Here is a 15,309-nt window from a genome sequence, read left to right as displayed (position 1 = left end):
AATATCCCAGATCCTATTTGCCCGCCTCATCCTCCAAAATGTCTGTTTCACCCTTATGAAGCTGGTAACCGAAGAAGATTCAGACTTTCTTTGCAAAGTATTTCAACAATTATTAACTAAAATTTACACTCATGAACAATGATCAAAAAACAGCAGAAATAGTAAAAGTACTCTATACTGCGAAAACAAAAACTACGGGAGGACGACAAGGCAACGCTAAAAGTGATGATGGAAATCTGGATCTGTTATTATCTCCTCCGGGATCAAAAATGGCGGGGACAAATCCGGAACAGTTATTTGCTGCAGGATGGTCCGCCTGCTATATCGGAGCTTTAGGTCTTGCTGCCAAAAAATTGGGAGTACTAATCCCTTCTGAGACTTATGTGGATGCCGAAGTAGATCTGGGAATGAATGGGGAAGACTTCCTTTTACAGGCCCGGCTTTCTATTGCTCTTCCTGGTTTGGAAAGAGAGATTGCACAGCAATTAACAGAACTCGCTCATCAGACCTGCCCCTATTCTAAGGCAATACACGGTAATATCAAGGTAAGTACTACTCTTATTTAAAAAGAAAATCCACAACATTGAAGTTGTGGATTTTTTTAGAATTTAATCAATTTACCTTTTTAGTTTTAAGATGTAATCCATCCGATATCATCTCGAGTTCATAAACTCCTGTATCTTTGTTTAAGGTAAATATCAGTCCGTCATTTGAGGCAGGATCAAAAAAGAATGTAAATTCAGAATCAGGGACACCTTCTGAGGTCTCGCCATCTTTGTTAGTAATGTACAATTTTCCCTCCTTAATGGTAATGACTAAATATTGAGATTGGTCGATTTCGAGAATGTATTTTCCTTCATACCGCTTCATTACATTTTCAGATAGACTAATCTTTTGTCTTTTTATTGCTCGAGGAACATGGTATGCTTTTCCTTCAAATATCTTCACGATATCTTGCGTCACCTGTTGAAAAGGAACTCCGGTGTAGTTGCTTAGAAAAATGAAATCAAATCCGGTTTTCCGGTTTTTATAAAAATAAGCCCGGTATCCAGGTCTGCCGCCAGCTTGTGCCAATACATCATTTTCGTCAAACAATTCTTTAATAAGATCTTTTTGAAGATGTTTACCATTAAAACCTTCTTGGGAGAAATGGAAAAGATCATCAATCGTTGAAGCGTAATTGCCGGTTTCAAACCGATCGAGTTCCTTTGCAGAAGCTTTAATTATTTTCCCATCTTCTATATCAAATCCATTCACAAAATTTTTAATCGGACTCTTACCATTATATTCATTGGTATTGTGAAGACCAATAGGGTCAAATATTTCTTTTTTTATGAATTTTAGATAACCCTCAGAAGCTACTTTGTTAATAATGTTATGCAATAATAAAAATCCAATATTGGAGTATAATGTCTGGGATCCGGGTTCAAATAAAAGTTTTTCCTTTTTAGCCAATTCAATGATCTGGTCACCGGATAATTTATCAAACTTTTCATAATCTGTAATTTCCCTTGGTAAGCCAGACTGATGCTGCATAAGATGCCGGATGGTGATTTTTTCTCCTTCCGGAAAACCAGACAAAAACTTTGACAAATGATCGTTAAGCGATATTTTGTTCTGTTCTACCAATTTCAGGATTCCATATTTTACAAAAACCTTTGAAACAGAAGCAATAATAAATGTACTGTTTCTATTGATCAGCATATCCCTAGGTCCGTTTTGTAAATTGTATGTTTTATTGAGAAGCACCACTCCATTTTTTGCAATTATAACATTTCCATTAAACTGCCTTAGAGCTGTAAGAGATGAAAAATATTCATCTGCTTCCTTTTTTATTGTAGTATTTTCCACACCTACATTTAGTTGCGAACCTTCCTGACTAAAACCCAGTGAAAAGAACAGTAAAAAAAGCATCAGCGAAAATTGATATTTCATAATTATTGGTTTTTTGGTGGTAAAAGGCTTTACGAATAATCCGATTTAAAGTTAGAAAAATATAGTAATAAGTTTATTTTTTTACCTGTACCCAGCCTTATCCAAATCCTCTATTTTGATACTAAAATATCTTCCTAAGCTGTATTCCATTTAAAATGGCTTCGCCTTCATGAGGAATAAAACCAACTGTTATTCCCTGTCCTCTATTTACCAAAATAGTAGTTTTTGTACTGTATGCTGTAATAGGAGCAAGATGATTATCGTCTGAAAGATTTTCAAGAAAAATAAAACCATTCAGGGAAACATCAAATTTCCGAGTATATCCCAACTTATTTTCTGACCGGGTATTGCTTTCAAGGTTATACACCAACTTTTCCTGTTCCGTAGGGGTAAGGAGCTCCGCAAAGTGCAGTGTAATTTCGTAAAGTCCGTAAGGGACATCAGCTTTAAAGCTTTTCAGACCAACACGCTGTGTTTCATACATTGCATCATAAGCAGTTCCCAGTATATTTCTTCTTGAACCGTACTTTTCACTTTTTTCATCTTCCCGATACACTTTTCCGCCTACATATCCCCAGCTTCCCGGTTTATACTCCTGCTCAGGCACCCAGCTTTCTTTCGTTACTTCATCTTCAAACATTCTCTGATCTCCCAAACTTACATTTAAAGTTGTAAATGTATTTTCCGTATTTTTCAACTGATTGGCAATTACATGAAAATCAATGGCTATAAGATCTTCGTCACCTCTGTCCGTAACAGCTTTGAGGGTGTTAAGTCCATTTTTAAAACTGCATGCAAAGACAGCTTTCCCGTCTTTCACATTTTGTATGCCAATCAATTGTCCGTTATTCCAAAGCTTCACTTCTTTCTGATTGCTATACACTGTTACCGGTTGAGTGGCTTCTGTATTACTTCCGGGGTCCGCCTGCTGTGCCCGGTACAACCAGTCCGAGCCTCCAATTTTCACAAAAGGCTGTTGAGCCAATGCTGCTTTGTATATGAAATAGCTGTCTTTTGGTTTTCGGTCCGTCGTAAGTAATCCTTTGTTGTTAATATGAGGAACGGCTTCCTGACGGCTTTCGTTTCCAAACTCTGCAAGATTCCATACAATGGCACCTGCAATGAAGGCGTATTTTTTAATGATCTTAAGATAGGATTCATGATAAAGATTAGCATATTCCTGGGTTTTATCAAAAATTACAGGGCTGAAACTGTGAAGCCGGTAATCTGAATCTGCTCCGAACTCGGAAATAATCAAAGGTTTTAAAGGAAATTCTTTATGATGCTTTAAAACAAAAGTTTCAAAGTCTCCGAATTTCCCTCCATACCATCCCTGATATAAATTCCATCCCGCGATTTTAGGTATATCGATAAGTCCAACTTTTTTATATAAATCGAAATCTCCGTGAAATGCAATCATAGTATATCTTTCCTTATCTTCATCCCGGCAGAGATTTTCCATTTTCAGAGCAAGCTCATGAAGATTTTTCCAATACTTTTCTCTTTCCGGTGTTTTGTCCTTATACAAGGGCTGAATAAGAACCTCATTCATATAACTCCATATAACTACGCTCGGATGATTATAATTCTGCCGTATCATTTCACGTTGCATATCGAGCATATTATGAGTGTAAACTTCACTTTCGGTGATCTGATTGTTACCCGGTGTTTCCACAGCAGTTAATATTCCAAGGCGATCACATGCTTCCATAACAGCAGGATCCTGGGGATAATGAGAAACCCTTAAAAAATTTCCACCCATATCCTTCAGCCATTGCACATCATTGATATGCAAGGCGTCGGAAAGAGCAGATCCCATGCCTTTAAAATCCTGATGCCTGCTTGCTCCCATAATTTTATAGGGTTTACCGTTCAGATAAAATCCTTTTTCAGCATCGAAATGATACCATCTAAAACCTAAAGGATTGACCACCTCGTCATATACGATCTCATTTTTTGCATCTCTCAATACATTCACAACTTTATACAGGTAAGGATTTTCAGGACTCCATAAATTTGGTTTTTTGATGTTTTTTACCTGAACCGTAAAGCTTCCATCCTTATCAGGATCCGTTTCAGAAACGGCGACCTCTTTGCCTTCTTTATCATAAATCGTTGTTGTAATTTTAACCTTTTTGCTGACAGAAACTTTCCCCCTGATCTGAACACTGGCAGATTCTTCACTTACGGAAGGAGTAGAAATAAACACACCGCTACTTGCATAATTATCCATATCGAAATGGTTTTTGTCTACTGCAATGAGATAGACATCCCGGTAAATACCACCATATACGCTGAAATCTCCTCCAAGCGGGGGAATATCAGGATCATGGCTGTTATCCACTTTTACCCTGATTGTATTTTTTCCTTCGTTTAAAAGGCTGGTAATATTGAAACTAAATGCAAGATAAGATCCTCGATGTACCCCCGCCCTTTTACCATTTACAAATACTTCTGCAACCTGGCTGGCCCCTTCAAAATAGAGGTATATGTTTTTATCCTTCCAACCCTCAGGAATGTACAATTCTTTCTGGTACCATCCTATTCCCCGATAGTACCCGGGTTCATCATCCATAACATCTTCAACATTCCATGTATGGGGAATATTTACCTGCTCCCAATATCCTTTTTTATTATCATCTTTTTCAACTCCTCTGTGAAATTGCCAGGAAGTATTAATACTTTGCTTGATCCTTTGTGAAAAAGACACAAACGGAATTAATGACAGGAATACTATAATCAGATTTCTTATCGAATAGGTCATACTTCGGGATTTTGGAAATAATTATTTGTTACAATGTAATTATTGTCTCAAATAGAGACAAATACAAATTTAATAGAAATTATCGTGCTTTAGTTTTTTTTCTTTCTTTTAGTTAATTCACATTTTAATATAAAAACCATTCTCATATTTCATTGTAAGACATTCCATATGCTTTTAGTTCAAGTCCTATCCATTTAATTAAAAAACAACTTTATTTGTTTATAATTACATTAAAATTTAAACATAAAAACTCACATATTATTAATAATTTATTAAAGCAACGTTCATCTTAATTTCAGCCCGTTCCAAGCTTTAGAACCTATTTTTACACTGAGAATTAATATACTAAAGTGAAGAAAATTTTAACGTCTGTTCTATTGTGTGCATCCATCTATTTTTATGCACAATCCGGGACCGTTTCCGGAAATATCAATGATGATTCGAAAATTACATTACCGGGAGCAAAGATCTCCCTTGCACCTGGAAACATTTATACGACATCGGATGAGCATGGAAATTTTGTTTTCCTGAATGTTCCTGCGGGAAATTATACAATGAAGGTAGATTATATGGGATATGGCAGTAATGAATACAACATTGTGGTGGAAGCAGATAAAAACACCAGACAAAACATCATTTTTACCAGAAAAGAAACCCAGATTAAAGAGGTTGTGGTAACCGGGGCCACTTTACGGAACCAGGCCAGAGCCCTGAATAAACAAAAGAATAATGCCAATATTACCAATGTAATCTCTTCTGATCAGATTGGGCGTTTTCCGGATGCCAATATTGGGGATGCTTTGAAAAGAGTTCCTGGAATTACGATACAGAATGACCAGGGGGAAGCAAGAAATCTTATCATCCGAGGGCTCGCTCCCAATCTGAATTCGGTGACTTTAAACGGTGACCGTATCCCATCTGCAGAAGGTGATAACAGAAATGTTCAAATGGATCTGATTCCGTCCGATATGATTGCAACAATTGAAGTCAACAAAACATTGACGCCGGATATGGATGCGGATGCAATAGGTGGATCTGTAAATCTTATTACAAGAGCTTCACCTAACGGGCAAAGAATTTCCGCAACATTAGCAGGCGGATACAATCCGATTCGTGAAAAGGGAAATTATACCGCAGGCTTCGTATATGGAAACCGATTTCTGAATAATAAACTGGGTGCCGTTTTTAGTTTTTCCTATAATAATAACAATTTCGGATCGGATAATATAGAACCGACCTGGAGCCTTGCCGAAGATATTGCAAAGACAGCCTATGTCAGTAAAATGGGAGTTCGTTATTATAATGAACATCGTATACGACATAGTTTTGACCTGAATATGGATTATGAATTCAATTCGAAAAACAAAATTTATGCTTCTGCAATGTATAATTTCAGGAATGATAAGGAAAACAGGTATGCTTTGGGCTACAAAATAAAACCTGTGTATAATACGGATGAAACTGAAATCACAGGATGGAGCGGAAGTATTACGAGACAAGATAAAGGTGGAGATACTGCTAACGATAATACGCGTCTTGAAAAACAGAAAGTTCAGAACTATGCATTAAGAGGAGAACATCTCCTGGGTTCCAAAATTGATCTGGACTGGTCTATGAATTATGCTACCGCCAGTGAAAAAAAGCCTCATGAACGACATATAGAGTTTGAACGTAAAAACGTAAATTTCCTGAGTGACCTCAGTGATCCGGAAAGACCAATGATCAATCCTGCAACATCAGATAATCTCGGGAGTTATAAATTAAGTGATCTTTCTGATTCCAACAGTTTCACCCAGGAAAAGGAATTCGGAGCAAAAGTAAATCTACGTTTCCCACTTTCTGTGATTGAGGATCAGAAAGGAAGATTACGTGTGGGAGCGCGTTTACGTATAAAACAAAAAGAAAGAGAAAATGATTATTATGCTTTTGAACCGCTTAACAGTTTGGGAAGTCTTTTAACGGTTCCAACTACCTATTTTGATGGTTATAACTTTCAGCCGGGTAATTATGTTCCGGGGGCTTTTGTAAGTACGTCGTACATGGGAGGACTGGATCTGTTTAATCCCAATCTATTTAAAGGAGAACTTAAGCCGGAAGAATTCCTTTCCAGTAACTACCGTGCAAAAGAGCATATATATGCCGGATATATCCGATGGGATCAGGATCTCAGTGACAAATTCTCTATGATTGCCGGTGCGCGTCTTGAAACGACCACAATTGATTATACAGGAAACTATGTAATGGATGAAGAAAATCTTGTAGGAAAGATCAATAATAAAAACACATACACTAATATTTTACCTAATATTTCCTTCAAATATGTTCCGGAACAGAATCTTGTTTTCCGGGCTGCTTTTACTACGGCTTTGGCACGTCCTAATTATTATGCACTCGTACCTTTCTTAAACGTTATTTCGGCAGATGAGCTGATATCTGCAGGAAATCCAAATCTTAAAGCAACATATGCGTATAATTTCGATTTCATGGCAGAAAAGTACTTTAAATCAGTGGGGATTCTTTCAGGAGGTGTCTTTTATAAAAACCTGAAAGACTTTATTTATACCTATTCCAGAAAAAACTATACAGCGGCGGATTTTTCACAAGATTTTACAGGTCAGACCAATCCTATTCCTGACGGGGAGAGTAACTGGAGATTTACGCAACAAAGAAATGGAGATAATGTAGACATCTATGGTTTTGAGGTCGCTTTACAGAGACAGCTGGACTTTATTCCGGGGGCATTCTGGAAGGGTCTTGGAGTATATGTTAATTATACCTATACTAAATCCAAAGCCAAAGGAATTACGAACGAAGAAGGTGTGGAAAGAACAGATGTAGGATTACCGGGAGCAGCTCCCCACATGTTCAACGGATCTCTGTCGTGGGAAAATAAACGTTTTTCAGCAAGGGTTTCTATGAATTATGCATCTTCTTATATTGATGAACTGGGTGGAAATTCGTTCGATGACCGCTATTATGACAAGCAGTTGTTCCTTGACGCAAATGCCTCATTCAAAATTACCAGCCAGCTGAGAGTATTTGCTGAAGCCAATAATTTAACGAATCAGCCGTTAAGGTACTATCAGGGAATTCAAAGCAGAACAGCTCAGGTAGAATATTACAGGCCCCGGTTTACGATGGGTGTAAAGTTTGATTTTTAATGTTATACAGAATGATAAAGATAAATACACGTGTTGCTCTCATCATGTTACCTTTGCTCATTAATTGTGCAGGACAAAATGAATTGGGAAAAAAAATAGAACCAACTGTTATTACAGAACAGGTCGGTTATGATACCGATGACCCGGCTATCTGGATCAATCCGGAAGATGCTTCAAAAAGCATTATCATAGGTACCGATAAGGATACCAATGGCGGGCTGTATGCTTTCGACCTGAATGGAAAGATCATTAACAAAGTTACGGGCTTAAAACGTCCGAATAATGTAGATCTCGAATATGGATTTTATTTACACGGAAATACAATAGATTTTGCTGCCGTTACAGAAAGGGAAACGAATACAGTTAGACTTTATTCTCTTCCTGAATTAAAGGAAGTTGGTGCATTCCCTGTTTTTGATGGTGAAAAAGAGCGATCTCCCATGGGAATTTCTCTTTATAAAAACCCTGAAACAGGCGATTTTTTTGCTGTTGTCGGAAGAAAATCCGGACCGGCAGATGGCTATTTGTGGCAATATAAATTAACCGAAAAAGAAGGGAAAATTACGGGCGAGGTTGTACGGAAGTTTGGAAAATACAGTGGCTTGAAAGAAATAGAAAGCATTGCGGTGGATGATGAAGCAGGATATATTTATTATTCTGATGAACAATTCGGGGTGCATCAGTATTATGCAGATCCATCTAAAGGAAATGAGGAACTTCTGGTTTTCGGAAAGGGTGATTTCACATCTGATGTGGAAGGAATTTCCATCTACCCTACTTCTTCAAAGAATGGATATATCCTTGTTTCCAACCAGCAAAAAGATACTTTCAACGTCTATATGAGGGAAAATCCGTCAAAAGGAAAGATTGCAGAAATTCCGGTTTCAACCAGTGAAAGCGATGGTTCGGAGGTTACAAACGTAAACCTTGGTCCAAAGTTTCCAAAAGGGATGTTTGTAGCAATGAGCAACGGAAAGGTTTTTCATCTGTATGACTGGAGAACGATTGAAGATAGAATTAAAAGCCAGATAAAGAACTGATTTTCAGTATGGATAACTGATGTAAAATATATTCATCATTGAAATACCACGGTTGAAATCTATTTTTAATATAGAAAAACAAGAAGCCTTTACTATTACGTAAAGGCTTCTTTCCACCAAAAGATATAAATATGAAAAAAAAATATTTATTCTGAAATCCGGATACCGCAAGATCAAAGCTTACCGGTATGTGCTGAAAGCTCTGTGGCTTCAAGCATGATATAATGTAAATCTGTGTTTTTTACGAAAGGTTTTAGCAGTTCACTTCCCGGCCCGAACATGGCAAGTTCCACATAATCACCCGAGTGATCCATGCTGATCCAGCCAACAGAATTATGCTTTTTCTGAATTTCCGAATACAGTTTAAAGGGAAGCTTTTTATAATTATATAACCCACCTTCTTTATCAAGACTGGTGTAGAAACTTAAAAGACTTTTAGCTTCATCATCAGCCAGGCTTATGGCGTTGGTCTCATAGATCCAGTCTTTCGTTTGCTGCAGGTTAAAATCGGGATGGATTGCATTCAGGACATATTCATTGGTGAATTTATAATGGGCAATAGTATTGAAGTTTCGGGTAGCATCCGCGCCATAAATTGTTCCCGGATTGGCATTGCCGTGATCTGTGGTGATAATAACCAATGTGTTCTTATCTTTTTCAGCAAAATCAACAGCTACTTTTACAGCTTCTTCGAAAGCAATCTGATCATGGATAAGTGCCGCAACATCATTTGCATGTGCAGACCAGTCCACCTTACCTCCTTCAATCTGAAGCACAAAACCTTCTTTATGATCTTTCATCTGGTCTATTGCCGTCTTTGCCATCTCAGCAATTGTTGGTGTAGATTGTAAAGCTGCTATATTAGCCCTATCAATTGAATAAGGTAGTGCTCCTGTATTGAATACTCCTAATACCGGTTTGCTTTTATCGATATTCTGCAGATCCGAACGGTTTTTTAGAATCTGATATCCTTTTTGTTTATACAAACCGTATACATCTTTTTTGTCTTCTCTTTTCGCGGGATTAAAAAATTCATCTCCTCCCCCCATCATCACGTCAAATCCTATTTCAGCATACATTTCCGCAATTTCAGGCTCGGCATTCCTGCTGGCTGAATTGATACAAAAGCCGGCAGGTGTGGCATGGGTAATGGTTACAGTAGTGACACATCCTGTTTTTTTACCCGCTTTTTTAAATTTCTGCCAGATGGGAACATATTTTTCACCATTAGCGCCGATATTTAGTACGCCATTCTTTACCCTGAACCCACCACCGAAAGATGAGCTTGCAGCAGCAGAATCGGTAACAATTGAACTCGCAGAGGCAGTATCCATCAATGCTCTGGATACTTTATTTTCTTTATATAAATTGATCCAGTTTCCACTTTTCCCAAGGATATTCTGGGAATACAGGTTCGCTAACGCCAGTGTTCCGGAACTCATTCCATCGCTTACCATAAAAATGATATTCTTAGCTTTTTTGTAGGATTTGGGTTTTACAGCAGGTTCGGTGGCCAGAACATTAACCGGATTAATTGCAAACAATCCGGAAAGCAATGCCGAACCTTTTAGAAACTTTCGTCTGTTCATTTTCATTAACATTTCACGATGCAATATAGATAATTAAAATTTAATAATGAAACAATGTTGCATTAATTAATTGTAAATTTAATTTTAACAGAATTGATCATATATTCTGCGGAAAAGGATCCTGAAAAATTACAGATTCATCAAACATTTTCTTTTCATCTCCGGTTAAGAGACAATACTCCAGATCTGCCATCATCTTTTCCTGATCTAAATTCTGCCCGATAAAGACCAATTCATTGATGCGGTCCCCCCAGTTTTTATCCCACCGGCTTTCTATAAATTCCTGATTTTGCAGAAATGAAGAATACTGCACTCTATTGCTCATAGGCATACTGGACCACCATACTCCTGCTTTTTCAAGACGGAAAGAACCGCCTGCCTGCGAAAAGTTCAATGCGTCATCAGGACGTGAAGCAAGCCAGAATAAACCTTTTGCCCGTAAAGCACCTTCCGGATATTGTTCGTTCAGATAGGTCCATAACCTCATCGGATGGAATGGCTTTTTGTTTCTGAAAACAAATGATCCTATTCCATATTCTTCAGTTTCCGGAGTATGATGTTCTGCTTCCAGCTCTTTCTGCCATCCGGCAGATTGTTGGGCTTCTTCAAAATCAAATAAATGAGTATTCAGTATTTCCCCGGGAGCTACTTTCCCAAATTCAGAAGTGATAATCCTTGCAGCAGGATTCAACTTTCCGATGGTTGCTTTTAAAAAGCCAATAGTTTCTGAGTTTACCATATCCGTCTTATTCAATATGATTACATTGGCAAACTCTATCTGATCCGTCAGCAGATTTACGATCGTACGGAAATCACCTTCCATATCAGTAAGATCGCGGTCCATTAATAACTCGTTGGAGCCAAAATCTTTAAAAAAATTAAAGCAATCCACTACAGTAACCATTGTATCTACATAGCTGAATGCGGAAAGATCAATCCCGTTTTCCTCATCTGCATAGGTAAAAGTTTGTGCTACTGGAACAGGCTCACTGATACCGGTGCTTTCAATTAAGAGATAATCAAATCTTTTCTCTTTTGCCAGCCGTTCTACTTCAATCATCAGATCTTCGCGAAGAGTACAGCAGATACAGCCATTACTCATTTCCACCAGCTTCTCTTCTGTACGGGATAATGTACCCTGATTTTCTACAAGGCGTGCATCGATATTGATTTCACTCATATCATTAACGATTACCGCTACTTTTAAACCTTCTTTATTGTGTAAAACGTGATTCAGTAATGTCGTTTTTCCGGCACCAAGAAATCCGCTGAGCACGGTTACGGGAAGTTTATTCTCCATAATAGGTTAATGTTGATGATTATTAAAATTGAAAATATGGCCTGCAATTAAACCTGCAGCTCCAACATATATTAAAGGAATATGGATTTCAAAAATCAGGTCTACCAATACAGACACGGAGATTAAAAGAATGGAGATCCAAAACCACCATTTCAGCCATGTTTTTGAGATTTTCTTCGTGACTCTATAAACTACGATGGCTCCGATGAGCAGAAACGCCAGATCGATATAGGGATTGTGGGATATTCCAAGGGGAACGATCATCAGTAAAGGAAAGACAATACAATGAATCAGGCATAAAACCGCTGCGGAAATACCTACTGCATCTAAAATTTTTGATTTCATAAATGATATTTAAGTTTAAAATACTTATCGTAACTTTGTTGCAAATGTAGATATTAATTTTAATTAATGCAACAAAGTTGCAATAAAATCATGAAACAAGTCAGAAACACCCAGGCCAAAACAGAAATATTAAACATTATTAATAGCTCTGACAGCGCATTATCTCACACTGCTATCCAGGAAAAAATCGGGGATCTGTGCAACCGTGTTACCACTTACCGCGTGCTCGACCGTCTTGAAGAGGAAGGAAAAATCCATAAGATCGTTAATGTGGATGGTGTTGTAAATTACGCAAAATGCCATCATTGCACAGAAAATGATCACTCTCATAATCATATTCACTTTAATTGTGAAAAATGCTTGTCTGTAACATGCATAGAAAATGTGGTTCCTGAAATAACACTCCCTAAACACTTTGTTGCCAAAAGCTACAATTTTGTGGTAAGTGGAATCTGTCCGAAATGCTATCAGAACTAACAACAGGTTACTTTAAATAAAGTAAAATATCTGTGAATTGCTACACGTTTTTTATTTATTTTTGATTTCAGGACATTTCAGCGTAAAAAATACATGAAAGGGTTCTATATCACGAATATGAAAAACATAAAATTTTCAAAAATCTTCAGGCTGGTTCGTTGGAAAGAATTTCTGGCAGTTATTATTTTATTACTGGCCTTCGTATTTTTCCGCAGTGAAAGACACGAACTCGCAACCATAGGCCCTCAATTGCAAAACTCAAAATTAAGCTGGGTTCTGACAGGTATACTTTTAACATTGATTTATGTCCTGCTCCAAGGTTTAATGTATGTAACGAGCTTTCGTGCAACCCAACTGAATGTAGGGATATCTGATGCCACCGTTTTATTTTTAAAACGAAACTTTCTCAGTGTATTTCTTCCTGCCGGAGGTGTAAGCTCGCTGGCATACCTTCCCAGGAATATCAGAACAAAAGGATATAAATCCTCCAAGATCCATCAGGCAAGTGCAATTTATGGATTTGTAGGATTACTAACGGTAATGATCGTAGGAATCCCGTTAATTGCTTACGCAGTCCTGATCAATAAAAGCTTCAATGACAGCTGGGTGGGGATTATTGTCTTGGCTGCTATTCTTTTAGGCAGTTATTCAGTATTCGTTTCGTTCCGTAAGAAAAATTCCTTCTACCAGTTTCTGGATCGGAAATTTCCTAAATTCATTGCTTCCATAGATGAGATATTCAATAATGAAATCGACAGAAAGTATTTCTGGATCACTATTTTAGTTTCAGTACTTATTGAATTCTGTGGTGTTTTCCATCTCCTGATTGCCATGTATGCTTTCGGAGTTCCGGCATCATTTTCTGCTGCAGCGATATCGTATGTTGTTTCGATTCTACTGATGATCGTCTCCCCTTTCCTCCGTGGCTTGGGAGCCGTGGAGTTTTCGCTTACCTATATTCTTACGAACTTCGGATACAGCCACGCTGACGGTTTAGGCATTACTCTGCTCTACCGTTTTTTTGAATTCTGGATTCCATTGGTTCTTGGGATTTTTGCTTACCTATGGAGCGGACGGAAACTATTGGCCCGTATTTTACCTGTAGTTATGATTTTTTTATTGGGCATCATCAATATCCTTTCGGTAATTACTCCAGCCCTTACGGATCGTTTACACATCCTGAAAGGGTATCTGCCCTGGGAGCTGATCCATATTTCCAAAATGATCACGCTCATTTCCGGGGTCTTGCTGCTTGTAACCTCCGCTAATCTTTTCCGGGGATATAAAAGAGCCTGGTATTTTGCAGTAGTACTCACCATAGTATCCATTATTTTTAATTTGTCTAAAGCACTTGACTATGAGGAGGCCTTATTTTCTGCATTTACTTTGGGACTTCTCTGGTACAGCAGAAAGGAGTATATCTTTACGACTAAAATCGTTTCTTTACAAAGAGGTTTCAGCTGGTTTTTAGGAATATTCACCATTATCCTTATTTTCAACTATTTCAGCTTTTACTTTATCAGTAAATCCCATTTCGGCATTGATTTTACAAAGAAAGAAGCCCTTTATTATACATTGTACACATTCCTGCTGTTCAAAGATTCGGGACTTACCCCTCTTACCGGATTTGCACGGGATTTCCAGAACCTTAACTATATTCTTGGGGTAATTTCCTGGTTGGTGCTCATTCTTTCGTTTTACAGAACTCATTCCTGGGTCGTGAAAGATGAGAAAGAAAATGCCATTAACGCTAAACAGCTGATAGAAGAATTCGGAACATCTTCATTGGATTATTTTAAGTTGGCCAAAGAAAAGGAGTTTTATTTTTCTGAAGAAATTAATGGGGTTGTGTCTTTTCGTACGGCGAATGGATTTGCAGTTGTTCTCGAAGAGCCCGTATGCGCTGAACATCACAAAACAGACCTGATCAGGGAATTCGATCTGTTCTGTAAGAAAAACAATTTAAAAACCTGCTATTACAGAGTGAGTGAAAGTGGTATTATTTATTTTAATCCCTTAAAAAAACAAAAATTGTTTATCGGTCAGGATGCCATCCTGGATGCTGAAGGTTTTACGCTTACAGGAAAAGATAAAAAGACGATCAGGAATGGCATCAATGCGGTTGAAAAGTCCGGTTATATTACGGAAATACGATATGCGCCTCAGGATGATAAAACTATAGACCAGATCCAAAGTGTTTCTGATGAATGGCTCAGGGAATTTGATAAAAAGGAAATTGTTTTTGCAGAGGGAATGTTTGATCGCGATACGGTAAGAAACCAGGATCTTATTACCATTTCTGATAATAACGGACGATGCGTTGCATTTCTGAATATAATTCCCCATTGTGCTCCTGACGAGTGCAGCTATGATATGATCAGAAAAACTGAAGATGCTCCCAACGGCAGTACTGATGTACTGATCGTAAAACTTGTAGAATATGCCAAAAGCAAAAACCTGAAATACATAAACATGGGAATGACTCCAATGGCAGGGATACAACAGACCCATAATACGGCTGAGGATATCATGAAGTTTGCATATCAGAGGGTCGGTAGCTTTAAACATTATCAAACACTGCGAAACTTTAAAGAGAAATATGCCAGTCTCTGGGAAGATCAGTATCTTGTTTATAACAGTGATTTTGAACTGCTCCAGATACCAACGGCATTAAATAAAGTGATGAAACCATAGAAAA

10 protein-coding genes are annotated in these 15,309 nt (G+C 37.8%); 5 read left to right on the top strand and 5 right to left on the bottom strand.

Features of this window, described 5'->3' with window-relative positions:
• Positions 1-131: 131 nt before the first annotated feature.
• Positions 132-566: an organic hydroperoxide resistance protein gene (locus MTQ00_RS03625; protein WP_273647786.1), complete on the top strand. Its 435-nt coding sequence runs from the start codon at positions 132-134 to the stop codon at positions 564-566.
• Positions 567-612: 46 nt separating this feature from the next.
• Here MTQ00_RS03625 and MTQ00_RS03620 read toward each other — a convergent pair whose 3' ends face one another.
• Positions 613-1,935: a serine hydrolase domain-containing protein gene (locus MTQ00_RS03620; protein ID WP_273647785.1), complete on the bottom strand. Its 1,323-nt coding sequence runs from the start codon at positions 1,933-1,935 to the stop codon at positions 613-615.
• A 121-nt stretch (positions 1,936-2,056) separates the two neighbouring features.
• Positions 2,057-4,699, bottom strand: a complete 2,643-nt coding sequence (locus tag MTQ00_RS03615; RefSeq protein ID WP_273647784.1) for a glycoside hydrolase family 2 TIM barrel-domain containing protein — start codon at positions 4,697-4,699, stop codon at positions 2,057-2,059.
• A 350-nt stretch (positions 4,700-5,049) separates the two neighbouring features.
• On the opposite strand from MTQ00_RS03615, the gene MTQ00_RS03610 reads away from it, so the two are divergent.
• Both MTQ00_RS03610 and MTQ00_RS03605 read left to right on the top strand, forming a co-directional pair.
• Positions 5,050-7,860 carry a TonB-dependent receptor gene (locus MTQ00_RS03610; RefSeq protein WP_273647783.1) on the top strand — a complete coding sequence of 937 codons (2,811 nt, stop codon included), beginning with the start codon at positions 5,050-5,052 and terminating at the stop codon, positions 7,858-7,860.
• Positions 7,861-7,904: 44 nt separating this feature from the next.
• Positions 7,905-8,900 (top strand): phytase, encoded by a 996-nt coding sequence (locus MTQ00_RS03605; RefSeq protein WP_306612903.1) that lies wholly within the window; start codon positions 7,905-7,907, stop codon positions 8,898-8,900.
• A 173-nt stretch (positions 8,901-9,073) separates the two neighbouring features.
• Here MTQ00_RS03605 and MTQ00_RS03600 read toward each other — a convergent pair whose 3' ends face one another.
• The 3 genes from MTQ00_RS03600 to MTQ00_RS03590 all read right to left on the bottom strand — a co-directional run bounded on the left by MTQ00_RS03600 (position 9,074) and on the right by MTQ00_RS03590 (position 12,134).
• The gene (locus MTQ00_RS03600) at positions 9,074-10,489 is read right to left on the bottom strand and encodes an alkaline phosphatase (RefSeq protein ID WP_273647781.1); all 1,416 of its coding nucleotides are present in this window, start codon (positions 10,487-10,489) and stop codon (positions 9,074-9,076) included.
• Positions 10,490-10,586: 97 nt separating this feature from the next.
• Positions 10,587-11,789: a GTP-binding protein gene (locus MTQ00_RS03595; protein WP_273647780.1), complete on the bottom strand. Its 1,203-nt coding sequence runs from the start codon at positions 11,787-11,789 to the stop codon at positions 10,587-10,589.
• Positions 11,790-11,795: 6 nt separating this feature from the next.
• Positions 11,796-12,134, bottom strand: a complete 339-nt coding sequence (locus tag MTQ00_RS03590) for a MerC domain-containing protein (RefSeq protein WP_273647779.1) — start codon at positions 12,132-12,134, stop codon at positions 11,796-11,798.
• 90 nt (positions 12,135-12,224) lie between these two features.
• On the opposite strand from MTQ00_RS03590, the gene MTQ00_RS03585 reads away from it, so the two are divergent.
• Complete coding sequence (locus MTQ00_RS03585; protein ID WP_172283402.1) at positions 12,225-12,611, top strand: Fur family transcriptional regulator; 387 nt, start codon at positions 12,225-12,227, stop codon at positions 12,609-12,611.
• Between the two features lie 117 nt (positions 12,612-12,728).
• Positions 12,729-15,305 (top strand): phosphatidylglycerol lysyltransferase domain-containing protein, encoded by a 2,577-nt coding sequence (locus tag MTQ00_RS03580; protein ID WP_273647778.1) that lies wholly within the window; start codon positions 12,729-12,731, stop codon positions 15,303-15,305.
• Positions 15,306-15,309 lie beyond the last annotated feature (4 nt).

The organism is Chryseobacterium sp. B21-037, assembly GCF_028570785.1.
In the GTDB taxonomy this organism is placed as follows: domain Bacteria; phylum Bacteroidota; class Bacteroidia; order Flavobacteriales; family Weeksellaceae; genus Chryseobacterium; species Chryseobacterium proteolyticum.
Note: the sequence above shows the minus strand (reverse complement) of the source record. Positions and strands in the feature narration are given on the sequence as shown.

What these genes read in the sequence shown, in the direction of transcription:
- MTQ00_RS03625 (WP_273647786.1), top strand. Translation starts at nt 132, where the DNA reads ATGAACAATGATCAAAAAACAGCAGAAATAGTAAAAGTACTCTATACT.
- MTQ00_RS03620 (WP_273647785.1), bottom strand. Translation starts at nt 1,935, where the DNA reads ATGAAATATCAATTTTCGCTGATGCTTTTTTTACTGTTCTTTTCACTG.
- MTQ00_RS03615 (WP_273647784.1), bottom strand. Translation starts at nt 4,699, where the DNA reads ATGACCTATTCGATAAGAAATCTGATTATAGTATTCCTGTCATTAATT.
- MTQ00_RS03605 (WP_306612903.1), top strand. Translation starts at nt 7,905, where the DNA reads ATGTTACCTTTGCTCATTAATTGTGCAGGACAAAATGAATTGGGAAAA.
- MTQ00_RS03600 (WP_273647781.1), bottom strand. Translation starts at nt 10,489, where the DNA reads ATGAACAGACGAAAGTTTCTAAAAGGTTCGGCATTGCTTTCCGGATTG.
- MTQ00_RS03595 (WP_273647780.1), bottom strand. Translation starts at nt 11,789, where the DNA reads ATGGAGAATAAACTTCCCGTAACCGTGCTCAGCGGATTTCTTGGTGCC.
- MTQ00_RS03590 (WP_273647779.1), bottom strand. Translation starts at nt 12,134, where the DNA reads ATGAAATCAAAAATTTTAGATGCAGTAGGTATTTCCGCAGCGGTTTTA.
- MTQ00_RS03585 (WP_172283402.1), top strand. Translation starts at nt 12,225, where the DNA reads ATGAAACAAGTCAGAAACACCCAGGCCAAAACAGAAATATTAAACATT.
- MTQ00_RS03580 (WP_273647778.1), top strand. Translation starts at nt 12,729, where the DNA reads ATGAAAAACATAAAATTTTCAAAAATCTTCAGGCTGGTTCGTTGGAAA.